Raw genomic sequence first — 14,376 nt, 5'->3', positions numbered from 1 at the left:
CGTGAATGTTCGATCGCATGTGGCTTCAAAATCACCACATGTTCCGGCAAATCGTAGTCCTCGCTTGAGTGACTGATCGACGGCCCTTTCGACAGGCAAACAAACCGCTGTCAATCATTCGCATACCACAAGGGCGGGGAAGCCGCTATTTCGTCCGATAGCCCGCCGCTTCCAAAATGAGGTTTGCGACACTCTGGGCATGTGACAGCATTGAGACATGGCTGGAGGCTAATTCAACCGTTGTTGCGCCCATACGCTTAGCAAGAAAGCGTTCGAGGTCTGGCGAACTCGTCTTATCATTTTGAGAAACGGCATACCAACTAGGCTTACTGTGCCAAGCAGCCTTTGTCGTCTTAACCGTATAAAGAGAATCCGAAGCTGGTCCCTGTACTGCGTAAAGAGCTCTTGCCTGCAAAACGGGTAAATCACCGACGAAGTCTTCTATAAACGCTTTTTCACTCAACTGCGCGAACCCACCTTCATGGATCGTACCCTGGCTCGCTGGAGTGGCCGGAAAAGTCTTACCTAATGCAGCGAAGTCCTCGCCAGCTTCCGGTGCTCTAGCAGCGATATAGACAAGCGCGCTGACCTTCGGATCATCCCCAGTTTCGCTGATCACAGCACCGCCATAGGAATGTCCAACGAGTACCGTAGGGCCATCCTGTTGTGCTAGAATGCGATCAGTTGCGTCCACGTCGTCCTTGAACGAGGTGAGGGGGTTCTGCACCGCAGTATCGTGCAGGCCTGCTTTCTGTAAAAGCGGGATCACCTCGGACCAGCTTGAGCCGTCGGCATAGAGTCCATGCACAAGAACGACGTTGTGAGCCTTGATAGGAGCCTTTGTTTCGGCCATGGCCGGGACCGCCATGAGCGCGACAAAGGCTGTCGAAGCGACGAAGCGGTTTATTTTGATCCAAGATTTCAATGAACTGATCCTTATAGTCACATGGAGTGGGATACTCCAATAATGGTATTCGGGGCGCACCTGCTGTTCGTTACTCCGTCACGCGAACGTGATAATATCCGTAACCCGCATATCAAATCATGAGACAGGCATAAGCACTGGTCGTACCGGCGAGAAAACGCCAGCAGAGGACCCTGGATGCCCGGCAAACGATCACTAACCAGCAAGCAGGATTGTACATGGGATTGACCAAAACGCATCGCAACGAGCCGGCAGCAGCATGGCTGGCTTCAGCACCAGCACCGCGTCACGACTTGATAAAGAGCGTCATGTGCTTCACGGGTCGTAGCGACTGACTTCGAGGCCGCTGCCGACCGGCAGCATCACGCTACTGATGCCCGGCATGGCACGGATGCGGGCTGCATATTCCTTCACATTGCCGTCGCCACCGCGTACCATATTGTCGGCGACAATGATCGCGCCGCGATTCAGCTTTGGATAGAACACTTCCAGGCAGGGCACATAAAGATCCTTCCAAAGATCCAGCAGTATCAAATCGATCCCGTCAGGCAGCTGCGAAATCATCTCGATGGCATCGCCGACTTTGAAGTCGATGAAGCTATCAAGTCCTGCCCTTTCGGCCATCTTGCGCGCATAGTCGGTCTTGTACGCGTGCAGTTCCATGGTGATAAGCCGGCCGCCGGAAGCCCTCGCTGCTTCTGCGAGCCAGATGCCGGAATAACCAAAGGACGTGCCGATTTCGAGAATGGTCGGTGCCTTGATGCTTTTCGCAAGGACGTTCAGCAGTTGACCGGTTGCAGGCCCGACAGCGCGCATGCGCTGGTCCAGCCCACCATCGCGCCCGCCCGGAGGCATTTCGCGCGGCTCGTTCTGCTGTTTGCGGATCACTTCGTGATAGTGGTCGAGGACAGCCCGGACTTTGTCATCCATATCTTTTTCTCCGTAAATATCGGTACCTCAAGCAGCGCCGCAGCACTTCGAACATCTTCATGCTCGCCTCACTCCATTCAGGAAAATTTCCAATCGCTTTTTGATATGCAGTTTTCGAAGCTCCCGGTCCGCCGCCGCTTTCAGGCGCCGGCGTGGCAACAATGCACCGAAAACGATGTCCATCAGCATTCCCGAACAGACTGCTGGATCCTCGATTGTCAAACGGTCGGCTTCATTCTGGGACCTTAGCCACTCGATCAGATCCTCGCGGGCGCGGATGATGCCGTTGTCGTACAGGTAATCGGAAAGCTCGGGGAATTGCAGCGATTCACGCATGATCAGGTGCAGCAGCGCCTCTCGACGAAGCTCTGCGGCTTCATCGATATCGAGCCGGAATATTCGCACCAGGGTGTCGAGCAGGGGCAACTGCTCCCGCGAGGGTCTTGGCAGGTCAAGAAAGATCGCGCCCTCGTTCCGAATGACCTCCGCAAACATTGCCGTCTTGTCGGTGAAGACTTCATAGATCGATCGCTTCGAGACCTTTGCTTTGGCCGCAACCACCTGTGTAGTCGTTCGGGAGAAGCCGAGTTCAACGAAAGCTTCCTGGGCTGCACCCAGGATGGCTTTGCGCCGCTCGTTTTCGGAAAATACCCTGGGGCGCCCCCGTCGTCCACGCGGCGGGCCGGCCATACCATTGTCTGTTTCCTCGATTGACAATCCGATGTTCCCGACTTTTCGTTCGACCTTTGAAGAACGACGATTTATTTCAATTCGGACGGCTCGGTATCGCTGTTCCCGAGACGATCGCATGAAGCTGATCGCGCAAGCATGCCTAGCCCTTCGCATGCGTCAACAGCCAATCCCTTGCTGCTTTGATGTAAAAGAACTTTCACGCCGACCCCATGTGATCCGGGGACGCCTGTACTGTCGAAGCGGAGCTCCGGCTCGGCATTCGTATAGATAGCCACCACGGCCTTTTGTTCGGGGGGTTCCGTAGTGACGTTTTTGTCGGGCGCGTTTGCCATTCCCGGGAAGAAACCTCGGGCAGCGGGAAATACGCTGGTGGAGCAGATATCGTTTGCCAAGGCTGCCGGCATCGATATCAGCGTCGTATCCGCAGCAATTCCATAAACCTTCTAGCCACCACGGGTGACTTCGCAAACCGCGAAGATGCCCTGAATTCCTCGCACTTTTGCTTTCCGCCCACCTGAGCCGATGCAGGTTTCCAGCGTGACCGGGGACGCTGTCAAAGCCGTATTTTTCGTCTCCACAGCACTAATTTCCTCCGCATACAGAACCACCGAACTCAAAACGCCCGCAACTGCCGCTTCAACAGCCAGAAACTCTAGCCTGGATACGTTCGCCATGAGTACGGTCCTTTTTCTGCCAAAGGAATTAGAAAACGATCACCGGACGATAGCAAACAATAATGATACGCTTCAAGTACCAAAAAAATAAAAAGCGATGCGGGTTGGAAAAATCTGGAATGTGGGGCTTGTCTGTTCTGGCTCGGGGCTTCTCAGCTCGACTTCTGGCGAAATCGGCTTGGATTGAGCGTTGAGAGAAATCAACTGCTCAAGGCGAGCTCGGGAAATTGCGGGGGCAGGGAAACGCATTATATATCTCTCGATTAAAGAGCCTTGATCCTGGCCAACTTTTGCTGGTGGTGCAACCACCCACACCTTCTGTTCCCCAGCGAATTGAGGGAGTACTTGAACCTTGTCTACCTTCAAGGTATCTGGCCTTTCGCCAGTCTGCAACTAGCCGTTCGCGCCTTCGACATCCCCGGCGACCGGTGCAGATTCGGTGTGATAGCCCAGTCGAGATGCCCGATGTCTCTCTTACTCAATACCTTGGCGTAGCGTAACGACCGGGGGTGTCCTTCGTATATCTTTAAGCGCGATACTATGGTTATGCGCGGCGAATCCTCGGATTGTCGGGCCTATTGTCATCACCTTTAGCCGGGAAGAGCGTAGGATGACCTAGCTTTCTGGAACGTCTATCCTCGACGCGAGAAAGACAACTTTATTCGCGGCTGATGTGAATGCGAACAACGTCATCAACTCTTGCAATTTCTACTGATGCTTCACGCGCCGCTCGCACAAGTCAGGTTCTCGCCGCATCAGGCTCGATGAAGCCGCCCAAAACCAGCGCGCAAGCTCGCAACGCGTTGTCGTAATGCCGGCCGCGCATCCATGGCCATTCGGAAATGAGAACTTGAGCAGCATCACGTGCATCAAATATCATACGCTCTTTTGCGATTTGAGCACTGGGTAAGAGAACAACAGGCACGTTCCATTTGGAATTTTCCATGCCCATACAGCTATTCCAAGCGAATATTGTTCCGTCACCACCTAAAGAAGCGTTCGATACCAGACATAAGGATCGGTTGAAATTCTAAGCTTTGGTGGTGATCTAGTTCGCAACCGCCCCTGCCGACTCTCTACGAGATCGGAGTTGACGGTCCTGATCCATTCAAGGCGGGCAAGGTGCACGCAGCTCACCCTCGGTAACGCAACGCCTCCAGCGGGACGGCAATGGCGGGTGAGGGCAAGCGCCGGCTGGGGTAGTAGAGATGGTAACCGGGGAAGGGGGGGCACTCTTCAAGGACGCGAATGAGACTGCCTTCGCTAATCGCCGGTACCGCCATATCCGCAGTGACGAAGGCAAGTCCAAGCCCTGAGATGGCGGCTTTCAGCGATTGACTCCCGGTATTGAAGGTCAGCTGACCGTCGAGGCGCACGTTGAGCGCCTAGCCGTCTTTCTCGAATTCCGAGGCATAGAGCCCGCCGCAGGTCGGCAGGCGTAGGTTGATGCAGTTGTGTCCGATCAGGTCGGGTGGCGTCAGCCCTCCACTCACAGTCACCATGAGTACCGGCGGTATAGTCGGCCAACAAGGCTGGTGCGGACGGCTTCCTCTTTAGTTTTTCTGAAGTGCTTTGCTGTCTCCGATTTCGCCATGCAAGTCAGCATCCCGAGCGCCAGAACATCGAACTTCATGAATTTGAGGGCCTCGATGTCATTCTTGTCCCATTCCACCATATGACGGTCCTTCGTCGATGCCGGCTCGATCGGCACCAGATCATCCAGCCTGTCCTGCGGCAGAACGAAGCCGCCCGGATGCTGGCCAAGATGGCGGCGCGCGCCCATCAGCTGGGCGCTAAGATCCAATGCCCGCTTCAGGCGATGGTCGGCGGCGTTCATGTTGTTTTCTTTGAGCTGTTTTTCACCGATGCCTTCCGACCAGCCCCAGGCTCCCGAGGAAAGCTGGGTGATCAGATCTCAGGCAGCCCCAACACCTTGCCAACATCACGCAACGCGCCCTTGGCGCGATAGTGGGTGACGGTAGAGCAGAGCGCTGAGCGTGCAAGGCTGTAAAATTGGCTCTGTGCGGGTCCACTCACGGCCGACGATACATGTCAGGCGCCTCTCCTGACCATAGGGAGACTGCGCGGAACATACCGTCAGAGATAGGGGGCGGATCTTGACACGCGCAAGCAGGCCTTCTGCGTCACGCAGATTCCTGCGGTTCGCGGGGTACTGGCTCACCATGGTCCGTTATCAAGGTCCCATTGAGATGATCGATCTCGTGCTGAAGACATGTGGCAAGGAGGCCTTCGGCTTCGAGAGTCTCCTTGCCGCCACCCAGCGTGTCGTATTCGACGGTGATCCTCGCTGGCCTGACGACGTCGACCATGGTGCCAGGAAGCGAAAGGCAGCCTTCCCTGAAAGTCGAACATTCCGTGGACGTATCGACAATCACTGGATTGATGAGAACCCGGGCATCCCGACGCGCCTCCTGGACGACCCCGACGTCGACGACTACAACGCGTTTCAGAATGCCGATCTGCACAGCCGCCAGCCCCACACCAAATGCGTTGTACATGGTTTCCAGCATGTCATCGATTAAAACGGCCGTCTCTGCGGCCTGGGGGGCAACCGCATCAGAAATCTGACGTAGTGCTGGGTCAGGTATTGTGATTATTGTTCTTAAAGTCATTTGAATCTCCAATCGTCATCGATCAAAGTGTGTGTTAAAATTAGGAGATGGAGAGGGTAAATTTCTTGTGGGTCTAAGATATGCTCCTTGTCCCGGTTTGGTTGTCACACGACAGACTGACCCGGCATCCGTTCGTTTTAGGCACTGCGTGCGCCATATTTTAGGTCACAATGTTCAAACCAGCGCCGGAAGTATTAGACAAAGCGGCGGGGATTCGGCTCTTTTACAAAATGATTTTTTGACCATGTAGTACGAGGATAACCTCACCACTTGAGATGGAAGGCACATTCATGATCGAATGATCTATTTCCGCTCGCTAGCCCTTCTTCAGCGCTGCCTTTACAGGGTTGTCCATCAAGAAAGCCGAGATCTCGCTTTCGTTCATTGGTGAGCTGATCAGGATGCAACTTGCTGCACTTGATCTTCGTACTTTTTTGGAACCCCGAGCCAGTCATCAGTCGTCTTACGCCACTGGCTAATAAACCCCAATTTTGTCGCATATTTCATCCGCCATTATGTTGCGCTGCAACCTCTCAACCGTGATCACGAATTCGTGAATTGGCAAATGAAGATTTTATGAAGCTTTATATGATTGGTTTCTTTGGATAATTTTTTACGAGGATGAATTGCCTCACGGTAGACTGCAATGTCTTGTCTCAAATTTTTTGCGCGCAGTCAGCTACCTGGCCTTTGGCCAGTCCGAGCGAGCCCATACTGTCGGCGTGTCATTGGCGTTTGTGAGCGCCAATCCGTCGTTTCCGAAGTGTGGATAGCTTGGCCGCAAGCGGCACTTGAAACATAGGTGTCATTGGCCAACTCCTTCTAATGAGCACGCAAGTTTCGTTTCATTGCAACCTGAAAAGACGCCGTGTCGGGCACAAGATACATGCCTGATCTCCATGTTGCGGTGGGTGTTGTTTTGTTGCGAAATGGTTATCTGGCCACTGGATTCAGCGGGCACCCATCGCAGACTAGAATATTTCCGCGAACTGAAGCCGAGAGGGCGCTTTGTGCCAGGAGAATGTAGTGAGTCATGGTGTGGCTTACGTCAGGTTGAACCACTATCGGGATGGGGCACGGGGTCCTGCCGAAACCAAGAGTGGCTACGGTCAGCGCGCGCCACTTATGCTCGAATTGGAATTCTGCGACAGTGCACATCGTTCGGAGTTAGGGTCTAATGACATCATTCATTCCACAAACAACAGTCGCTAAAGCAAAGGGTGTTGTCATTCCGCAGGACGAAAGAACGCCGCCTCGTAAATGCGGAATTTTTAATATCTTCTAACGAGTCTTCCGATCAGTCGGACTTCTCAACTGAAGCGTGCTCTGCCAGTTCAAATTGAAGCGACGCGAATTTTTCTTTCGGATTGTTGAAGAGCGATCTCACGGGCGAGGGTTTTCATATATCTGTGATGACTACGGTCTATCTGGCCAACGTAGCGCTCCTTAATTGGCTTGTTTAGGCAATGTGTCTGTCGGTATTTTGACATGAAAGGTTTAGGATGACAATGATCCCGTCTGAGCCGAATGGCGCGGTTTCAAGGGCGAAATTAAATCATAAACATTAGAAAATTTAGCGGACGACATAAATTGAAACAAGAAAAGACTACGGTTCCAGTCCCCGGGCGCTGGCCGGCAGGCGAAGACCCTATTAAGCGTAAGAAAATTCTGGACGGAGCCGATCAAGTCTTCATGCGCCTTGGCTTCGACGCGGCGAGCATGGACGACGTAAGGCGCCAAGCAGGTGTCTCCAAGGGTACGGTGTATGTGTATTTTGATAACAAGGAAGAATTATTTTCTGCAACTATTGAAAGGCAGCGAGCCACCTTCATTGCGACCATGAGGATGACTCTCGCCGAACATGGCCAATTGGAAAGCAGCCTCTATGATTTCGGTGTAACCTTCGTGAAACACATAACGGATGAGACAGTGATAACAGCTTTGCGAACCGTGCTTGGCGTGCGAGATCGAATGCCATCTCTTTGCACGCGTTTATTTAAAGGACCTGAGAACCTACGCAGCGTTCTGCAGGATTTTCTCTTACGGCATTCCAATGGGGGTGGTCTCGAAATCGACGATCTAGATCTTGCTGCTGGTCAGTATCTTGATCTCTGTAGTGGGAGCTTCTTTAAACTTCGTTTGTTCGGCAACATGAATGCGCCGCCTAATGATGTCGAGATCGAGCGAGTCATCACGGGCGCCGTGAAGACATTCCTTGCAGCCTACGGCTCTAAGCGCACGTAGTGCGGCAAGGCTTTCTCTGATGGGATTGCTTATCGCTCCGCCTTTGCAGCGCTAGTTTAACGTAACGGGCTGTTCAAAAAAGGGTATCTTTGTTGACGACTTGGAAAAAAATCGATTTTCGTGCCGATGCTTACCGCAACCTTTTAAGTTTTGTTTTTAAGCACTGGAGCCATCTGCCTGGTTTGGTGTTCCTGATTATAGCGTTGGTGATTTCGAGCACCGTTGCTGAAGTAATGATTCCGGTGTTTTCCGGTCAAATTATTGATGCCATCGCCGAGAGCAAATCGAGAGAGGGACCCTTGCGCGCGTTTGTAATCGTTGTGGCGTTAGGGCTGACCACCGTAGTACTTCGCTATTTCATATCCAGCAGCATCGTCAAGCTCACCCTGCGCACCATGGTAAAACTTACCAACGATGGTTTCTATAAAGTGCAGCGGTTCTCCGCCGAATGGCATGCCAATAGTTTCGCAGGTTCGACTGTCCGCCAAGTTACTCGCGGAATGTGGGCGCTTGACGCACTCAACGACCTGCTGTTGATAGCCCTCCTGCCTTCCATGGTGATGCTGATAGGCGCCAGTATCGTCCTTGCCAGCTATTGGCCGATCATGGGAATACTCGCAGGCGCGGGCTCGGCTATCTACATTGGCGTCACCGTAGCGCTTTCAGTTGGGTTGGTGTCGCCGGCGGCGAGACTTTCCAATGTCTGGGATACTAAGCTTGGCGGAGCGCTAGCAGATGCTATCGGTTGCAACGCGGTCGTTAAAGCATTCGGCGCCGAGCGCAGAGAAGAGGCGCGCCTGAGCCAAATCCTTGACCGATGGAAACACCGCACGCATCGGACTTGGAAACGCGGCGTCTTGGGCAATGCAGCCCAGGGCTTCATGATGGTCAGCTTGCAAGCAGGCATTTTGGGAACTGGCCTTATTATGTGGCGACGCGGCAGCGCAACACCGGGTGACGTTGCGTTTGTACTGGCCATGTATTTTGTCCTCCAGGGATACTTGCGAAATGTCGGCCAGGATATTCGCAATTTGCAACGTGCTGTAAACGACATGGAAGAGCTTGTTCTCCTCGAAAAAATGCCCCTTGGTGTCGAAGACCTACCCAACGCCTCGGTTGCAAGAATTTGCTCTGGGAAAATCGTTTTTGATCGCGTCACCTTCCGATATGGCGCCAAACCCGACCCGCTTTATAAAGAGCTTTCGGTTGCTATCAGCCCCGGTGAGCGAGTGGGCCTGGTGGGCCCGTCCGGTTCCGGGAAGACAACCTTTGTCAAACTTATCCAACGCCTTTACGACGTGAATTCAGGGAAAATACTTATTGACGGTCAGGATATTGCCTTAGTAACGCAAGCCAGTTTAAGGAGTCAGATCGCCATTGTGCAGCAGGAAACGGTCCTGTTCCACCGCACCATAGCGGAGAACATCGCCTATGGTCGACCTGGAGCCACGCGTCACGAAGTTGAGCGGGCAGCACAGCAAGCTAGCATCCATGACCTTATAATGACGCTGCCCAAGAGATATGAAACCACAGTGGGAGAACGAGGAATAAAATTATCGGGCGGAGAGCGCCAGCGGATCGCAATCGCTCGTGCCTTTCTTGCAAATGCGCCGGTTCTCATCTTCGATGAGGCGACCTCGAACCTCGACAGCGAGAGTGAGATACAAATCCAACAGGCTATGGAGCGACTGATGGTCGGCCGCACCACATTGGTGATCGCGCATCGATTATCTACGGTGCGGATGCTGGACCGGCTATTAGTTTTCGACAAAGGCCGTATTGTCGAAGAAGGCGATCACAATGAGCTCATGCGGCTCGATCAAGGAATTTATCACCGGTTATTTGACCGACAGAAGAATCCAATATAGGTCGCCGGTGCTCACTGCTTGCGATAATCCGCCCCAGCATTGAGGCTTGATGGCGGAGGATTGTTGTGTCCGAATAGTGGAGGACGTCAGGATCCTTGGGACTCTTCCTCGCATTTCCATGCCGTGGTTGTCCAGCGTGTTCATGCCGAATGTATTGGCACCTCGTAAGGAGGCATTGGAGAGCTCCTCTTCGAAGAGGCCCTTTCACTTCCCAATTGTTAGTGTCTGTTCAAGAATGGCGTGCGTGCTCGGGGTTAAGTGAAGGGCGGCAATCAGATTCTTTGTATTTTGCGACAAATACGGAGAGATCGAATGGCCTAGACACCCTTCACCCGGCGTCACCATGACAGAAGCCGCATGCGCTATGCAAGCGATCTGACTGATCGCGAATGGAGTGTGTTAGAGCCGTTCATGCCAAGGCAGCCTCGTCTTGGCCGTAGGCGCAAAGCCACGTCCGGGCATCCGAAGGATTGATACGACCCTTCGACATCCTCATTCCTGCCGCCATCGAGAGCTCCATCAACGCCCGAAACGCAGGGGCCATCCAAGCACGGCTTATAGTCGAGGGTGCGAACGGGCCAACGACGTTCGAGGCCGAGGCGCAGCTTCTAGAGCGCGGCATCGTTATCCTTCCGGACCTCTTCGTCAATGCTGGCGGCGTCGTTGTCAGCTATTTCGAGTGGGTCAAGAACATCACCCATATCCCGTTTGGCCTGATGGAGCGACGTCGGCGCGAGCGTCGCAACCATCAGATAACCAATGTCCTCGAGACGATGACGGGCCAGTCGTTCCCCGCCGACCATCGGGATAATTTCCTCGAAGGCGGGAGCGAGATCGACCTCGTGAGGTCGGGTCTGGAGGACATCATGCGGAACGCCTACGACAAAATGGCGGAGGTTCTCCGCACCCATCCTGGGGTTACCGATTACCGGACGGCTGCCTATCTCATATCCCTCACCAAGATCGCTGAATCTTATCAGGCTATCGGGATTTGACATCGCATAAGGCGGCTGCTGTGCCACTGCCAGCCGCCTTTCTGCCTGGAAACCGACTACGTGGCAGCACGCAGGTAAAGTGCAGCTGGTATCCGTCCTCAACGGATCGCTCTTTCGGTCCTCGGCGACTATCACGAGCTGGACCTCTGGGTAGGCTGCCGCAAAGGGAGCGGCGATCCGCGGCAACGCCACGTGCGCGAAGACGATCGGCGCGCTGAACGCAAGCGGCCATCCGATCGTTTCTCGACCGCGAAAAGCGCACTTTCAATCCGATCAAGTTCCAGGCTATTCTTGATGGCCCGTGGTGTGGTTGTTGAAAGAATTTTCTGGTTTGCTATGCAACTGAAGCATGTCGGAAAATCAGCCAAGCGGCCGCGATGGTGTGAACTTCGAGAATGGGCTTGTGGCGGTCGGCAGTGCCGCGCAACCGCTGGCCAGGCGATGTGGCGAGAGTAAGGCGATGGAATGTTCTCTTGATACAGTTGAGGAGATCGTCGGCAAGAGATCGTCTTCATCGGCGCCGATCCCTTGGGCCAGAGCTAGATCAGACAGCAACTCAGCGACTGTGTTATTGCCGGGGATGCCATCACCCTGTGATACCGCCACTGTCGGCAATTCATAAAGCCCAGGCGCTGACTGGTCGTGAGTTCGACCAGGAAGAAACACGGGTGCCGGTCGGTATCACGCAACCGACGCATGTCGAGCGAAGTGCCGCGGAAAGGAACTGTCGGCGGAAGATGTTGCAATTGCAAGTTAATTAGCGATAGTGGAGATTGGCGTATGAAACGGAAAATAGTTGACCTCTCGGTCTGCCTAGAAAACGATGTGATGTCCGATCCCCCTGGGTATGGACCAAGTATCGAGTACATTGACCACAAGGCAGCGCTGCCGGGATTGCTCGGATTTTTCCCGGGGCTTACGGCTGGCGACCTTCCAGATGGGGAAGCGTGGGCCATAGAGCGGGTAAATCTCATGACGCATAACGGCACGCATCTTGATGCACCTTATCACTATGCGTCTACGATGGACGGGGGGCACCGCGCTATCACGATAGACGAGGTTCCCTTAGAGTGGTGCTTTCAAGCCGGTGTCAAACTCGACTTTCGGCATTTCCCTGACGGATACGTGGCATCAGCTGCTGACGTTGAGGCCGAACTGGAGCGTATCGGCCATGTTATCTCGCCGCTAGATATCGTCGTTGTAAACACGCGCGCGGGCGAACGCTTCGGACATGTTGACTACGTCGCATCAGGCTGTGGGATGGGGCGCGAGGCGACGCTCTATCTGACAAAACGCGGTGTACGCGTGACGGGTACCGACGCCTGGAGTTGGGACGCGCCTTTCGTCCAAACGGCGGGACGATACTCCGAAAGTGGCGACGCAAACCTCATTTGGGAGGGGCACAAGGCCGGGCGCGAAATAGGTTACTGCCATCTCGAAAAGCTTCACAATCTTGAAAAGCTGCCTGCGACGGGATTCATCATCGCCTGCTTCCCGGTAAAAATCCGGGCGGCATCGGCAGGATGGACACGAGCAGTCGCTATACTTGATTGAAAGCGTTCCTCTTGCTTGGCCTCGGTACAGCCGGCTGCAAGCAGGGGCTGTTTTTTCAATGCGGACGCAGCGCTTTTCGATGATGGAGACTCGTGGGGAAATTACGCGGATACCCCGCGAGGAGCTGGCATTAGCCCGCTCCTCGCCAACATCTTTCTGCACTACATCCTCGATCTGTGAGTTCGTCAATGGCGTCGACGCTATGTACGCGGCCGAATTGTGATCGTGCGCAATGCCGACGATTTCGTTATTGGCTTCGACAAGAAGGATGATGCGGAAGAAGTGCTTCTCGCTCTTCAAGGAGCGATTAGGCAGTTTTAGCGTGGCGCTTCACGAACGCAAGACGCGGCTGATCGAGTTTGGCCGGTTCGCGGCTTTGAGCCGGCAGTGACGTGGCGCGCGAAAACCCGAGACCTTCGCCTTCCTGGGCTTCATTCACTATTGTGGAGGCGTTGGCGCGTGGATTATCATTTGAGCGGAATTCGGCCTTTGATAGGCCGCTTATTTCATTGCTATCGTCGGTATCTTGCAACGAACAGATTTCGGGCGTCCACAGGCAAGCATTCGGTTAAGAATGATGACGCCGCTTGCAGCCTCTGTCTGTTGAGAAAGGAATGACCGAGCGCGCAAACGCGATCAAACAGGTTAAGACCAGAATTGGTGCACGGACCAGATGTCAATGTTTTGCATCTATGCGGCCAGGATCGAAACTAGGTTGATTGATCCAACATGCCGCACAAAGATAACGCCGCGCACCGCCATCATATCGGTAAGATGAAGTTCAAAGTGACGAACTGGGCAGAGTATGAAGCGTGTCTTCGCCGCCGGGCACTTTGACCCTTTGGATAACGCCGGAAGCGCTGGCGGGCTGGGCAGTGCCACGTCGCAAAACGCGTTGTGGCCAGCCGCGCTATACTGATCTGGCCATCGAAACCACGCTCATGCTGGGAATGGTGTTTGGGTTGCGGTTGCGCCAGAGCGAGGGTTTTTTGAACTCTGTTTTAGAAATGATGGCGCTGGACTTGGCTGTGCCCGATCACACCACGCTGAGCAGGAGGGCCAGTACCTGGAAGCCATCGGCCAGAAGCAACGACCACAAGTCTGTGGCAATTAGCCCCCTTCACGTGCTTGTGGACAGTACCGGGCTCAAGGTCTATGGCGCGGGCCAATGGCTGGAAGAATAGCATGGGGCAAAGTCCCGGCGTGGCTGGCGCAAACTGCACTTGGCGGTTGACGCCGACAGTGGCGAGATAATTATCCATGGCCCGACAGATCAGGAAACCGGCGATGCCTCGCAGCTGGAGCCATTGCTTGATCAGATCGATGATGGGAGCGGCCAATTCATCGCCGATGGAGCCTACGAAGGCACTCCCACCTACGACGCTGTTCTGCGTCACAGCGCAGGCGCGAGGGGTCGTCATCCCACCGCGCTCAAACGCGGTTGCGCGGCCCAGCGCCCAGCCGTCCTGCCAGAGAGAGATCCACATCGCATCCATCCGGATTGATGGTCGGCTGAAATGGCAGACGTCCACTGGCTATGGTAAACGGGCGCTGATCGAAACGGCGATGGGTCGATACAAACGCATAATTGGACCGCGTTTGCGTGCGCGGTCATTCCTTTCTCAACAGACAGAGGCTGCAAGCGGCGTCGCCATTTTGAACCGAATGCTTGCTTGCGGACGCGCGAAATCCGTTCGTCGCCAAGCCTTGACAGGAGAAGGCAAATAAGTAAGGCCATCAAAGACCAAATTTCGCACTGTTGCTGATCCCTGCACCAACGCCGATCAGGATGTGAGCGTTGTAGAGCGATTAATAATTCATACGCCTCCCGCCGTGTAACTAACGCGTTGACGGCGCCCG

The 14,376-nt window shown here is 54.2% G+C and carries 12 protein-coding genes and 7 pseudogenes; 7 read left to right on the top strand and 12 right to left on the bottom strand.

Annotated features, from left to right (window positions below):
* Positions 1–145: 145 nt before the first annotated feature.
* From J5278_RS19370 to J5278_RS31630, 4 genes and pseudogenes are all read right to left on the bottom strand, one after another.
* Positions 146–868, bottom strand: coding sequence for an alpha/beta fold hydrolase (locus J5278_RS19370; protein ID WP_219259165.1), 723 nt, complete (start codon positions 866–868; stop codon positions 146–148).
* 372 nt (positions 869–1,240) lie between these two features.
* Positions 1,241–1,855 (bottom strand): O-methyltransferase, encoded by a 615-nt coding sequence (locus tag J5278_RS19365; protein ID WP_209186534.1) that lies wholly within the window; start codon positions 1,853–1,855, stop codon positions 1,241–1,243.
* Positions 1,856–1,912: 57 nt separating this feature from the next.
* Positions 1,913–2,350: a TetR/AcrR family transcriptional regulator C-terminal domain-containing protein gene (locus tag J5278_RS19360; RefSeq protein WP_257623453.1), complete on the bottom strand. Its 438-nt coding sequence runs from the start codon at positions 2,348–2,350 to the stop codon at positions 1,913–1,915.
* Between the two features lie 45 nt (positions 2,351–2,395).
* A pseudogene (locus tag J5278_RS31630) lies at positions 2,396–2,545 on the bottom strand (hypothetical protein); the annotation flags it as partial.
* Positions 2,546–2,851: 306 nt separating this feature from the next.
* Here J5278_RS31630 and J5278_RS31020 point away from each other — a divergent pair.
* Positions 2,852–2,986, top strand: coding sequence for a hypothetical protein (locus tag J5278_RS31020; RefSeq protein ID WP_257623452.1), 135 nt, complete (start codon positions 2,852–2,854; stop codon positions 2,984–2,986).
* Positions 2,987–2,991: 5 nt separating this feature from the next.
* Here J5278_RS31020 and J5278_RS19355 read toward each other — a convergent pair whose 3' ends face one another.
* The 6 genes and pseudogenes from J5278_RS19355 to def all read right to left on the bottom strand — a co-directional run bounded on the left by J5278_RS19355 (position 2,992) and on the right by def (position 5,855).
* On the bottom strand, positions 2,992–3,222 hold the full coding sequence (locus J5278_RS19355) for a hypothetical protein (RefSeq protein ID WP_209186532.1): 231 nt from the start codon (positions 3,220–3,222) through the stop codon (positions 2,992–2,994).
* A gap of 72 nt (positions 3,223–3,294) precedes the next feature.
* On the bottom strand, positions 3,295–3,588 hold the full coding sequence (locus J5278_RS19350) for a hypothetical protein (protein ID WP_209186531.1): 294 nt from the start codon (positions 3,586–3,588) through the stop codon (positions 3,295–3,297).
* Between the two features lie 373 nt (positions 3,589–3,961).
* Positions 3,962–4,174, bottom strand: a complete 213-nt coding sequence (locus J5278_RS19345; RefSeq protein ID WP_209186530.1) for a DUF982 domain-containing protein — start codon at positions 4,172–4,174, stop codon at positions 3,962–3,964.
* A 181-nt stretch (positions 4,175–4,355) separates the two neighbouring features.
* Positions 4,356–4,697, bottom strand: a pseudogene (locus J5278_RS19340) (LysR substrate-binding domain-containing protein); the annotation flags it as partial.
* A 107-nt stretch (positions 4,698–4,804) separates the two neighbouring features.
* Positions 4,805–5,217: pseudogene (gene dnaE2, locus J5278_RS19335) on the bottom strand (error-prone DNA polymerase); the annotation flags it as partial.
* Positions 5,218–5,366: 149 nt separating this feature from the next.
* Positions 5,367–5,855 (bottom strand): peptide deformylase, encoded by a 489-nt coding sequence (gene def / locus J5278_RS19330; RefSeq protein WP_209186529.1) that lies wholly within the window; start codon positions 5,853–5,855, stop codon positions 5,367–5,369.
* 1,590 nt (positions 5,856–7,445) lie between these two features.
* Here def and J5278_RS19325 point away from each other — a divergent pair.
* The 5 genes and pseudogenes from J5278_RS19325 (at position 7,446) to J5278_RS19310 (ending at position 12,516) form a co-directional block, all read left to right on the top strand.
* The gene (locus J5278_RS19325) at positions 7,446–8,099 is read left to right on the top strand and encodes a TetR/AcrR family transcriptional regulator (RefSeq protein ID WP_209186528.1); all 654 of its coding nucleotides are present in this window, start codon (positions 7,446–7,448) and stop codon (positions 8,097–8,099) included.
* A gap of 92 nt (positions 8,100–8,191) precedes the next feature.
* A complete protein-coding gene (locus tag J5278_RS19320; RefSeq protein WP_209186527.1) occupies positions 8,192–9,967 on the top strand; it encodes an ABC transporter ATP-binding protein in 1,776 nt (591 codons plus the stop codon).
* 357 nt (positions 9,968–10,324) lie between these two features.
* Positions 10,325–10,414: pseudogene (locus J5278_RS31015) on the top strand (transposase); the annotation flags it as partial.
* Positions 10,415–10,434: 20 nt separating this feature from the next.
* Positions 10,435–10,962, top strand: a pseudogene (locus tag J5278_RS19315) (glutamate dehydrogenase); the annotation flags it as partial.
* Between the two features lie 780 nt (positions 10,963–11,742).
* The gene (locus J5278_RS19310) at positions 11,743–12,516 is read left to right on the top strand and encodes a cyclase family protein (protein WP_209186525.1); all 774 of its coding nucleotides are present in this window, start codon (positions 11,743–11,745) and stop codon (positions 12,514–12,516) included.
* A 307-nt stretch (positions 12,517–12,823) separates the two neighbouring features.
* On the opposite strand, the gene J5278_RS19305 is transcribed toward J5278_RS19310, so the two are convergent.
* Both J5278_RS19305 and J5278_RS19300 read right to left on the bottom strand, forming a co-directional pair.
* Positions 12,824–13,048, bottom strand: a complete 225-nt coding sequence (locus J5278_RS19305) for a hypothetical protein (RefSeq protein ID WP_209186524.1) — start codon at positions 13,046–13,048, stop codon at positions 12,824–12,826.
* Positions 13,018–13,149: pseudogene (locus tag J5278_RS19300) on the bottom strand (IS5/IS1182 family transposase); the annotation flags it as partial. The gene J5278_RS19305 and the pseudogene J5278_RS19300, both read right to left, overlap by 31 nt.
* A 96-nt stretch (positions 13,150–13,245) precedes the next feature.
* Here J5278_RS19300 and J5278_RS19295 point away from each other — a divergent pair.
* A pseudogene (locus J5278_RS19295) lies at positions 13,246–14,244 on the top strand (IS5 family transposase).
* Positions 14,245–14,376: the final 132 nt, after the last annotated feature.

This window comes from Rhizobium sp. B21/90 (assembly GCF_019355815.1).
GTDB lineage: Bacteria > Pseudomonadota > Alphaproteobacteria > Rhizobiales > Rhizobiaceae > Rhizobium > Rhizobium rhododendri.
This window is presented reverse-complemented; position numbering and strand designations above follow the sequence as displayed.

Coding starts and splice junctions, on each gene's coding strand:
- J5278_RS19355 (WP_209186532.1), bottom strand. CDS start 3,222: ATGGCGAACGTATCCAGGCTAGAGTTTCTGGCTGTTGAAGCGGCAGTT.
- J5278_RS19345 (WP_209186530.1), bottom strand. CDS start 4,174: ATGGGCATGGAAAATTCCAAATGGAACGTGCCTGTTGTTCTCTTACCC.
- def (WP_209186529.1), bottom strand. CDS start 5,855: ATGACTTTAAGAACAATAATCACAATACCTGACCCAGCACTACGTCAG.
- J5278_RS19360 (WP_257623453.1), bottom strand. CDS start 2,350: ATGTTTGCGGAGGTCATTCGGAACGAGGGCGCGATCTTTCTTGACCTG.
- J5278_RS19365 (WP_209186534.1), bottom strand. CDS start 1,855: ATGGATGACAAAGTCCGGGCTGTCCTCGACCACTATCACGAAGTGATC.
- J5278_RS19310 (WP_209186525.1), top strand. CDS start 11,743: ATGAAACGGAAAATAGTTGACCTCTCGGTCTGCCTAGAAAACGATGTG.
- J5278_RS19370 (WP_219259165.1), bottom strand. CDS start 868: ATGGCGGTCCCGGCCATGGCCGAAACAAAGGCTCCTATCAAGGCTCAC.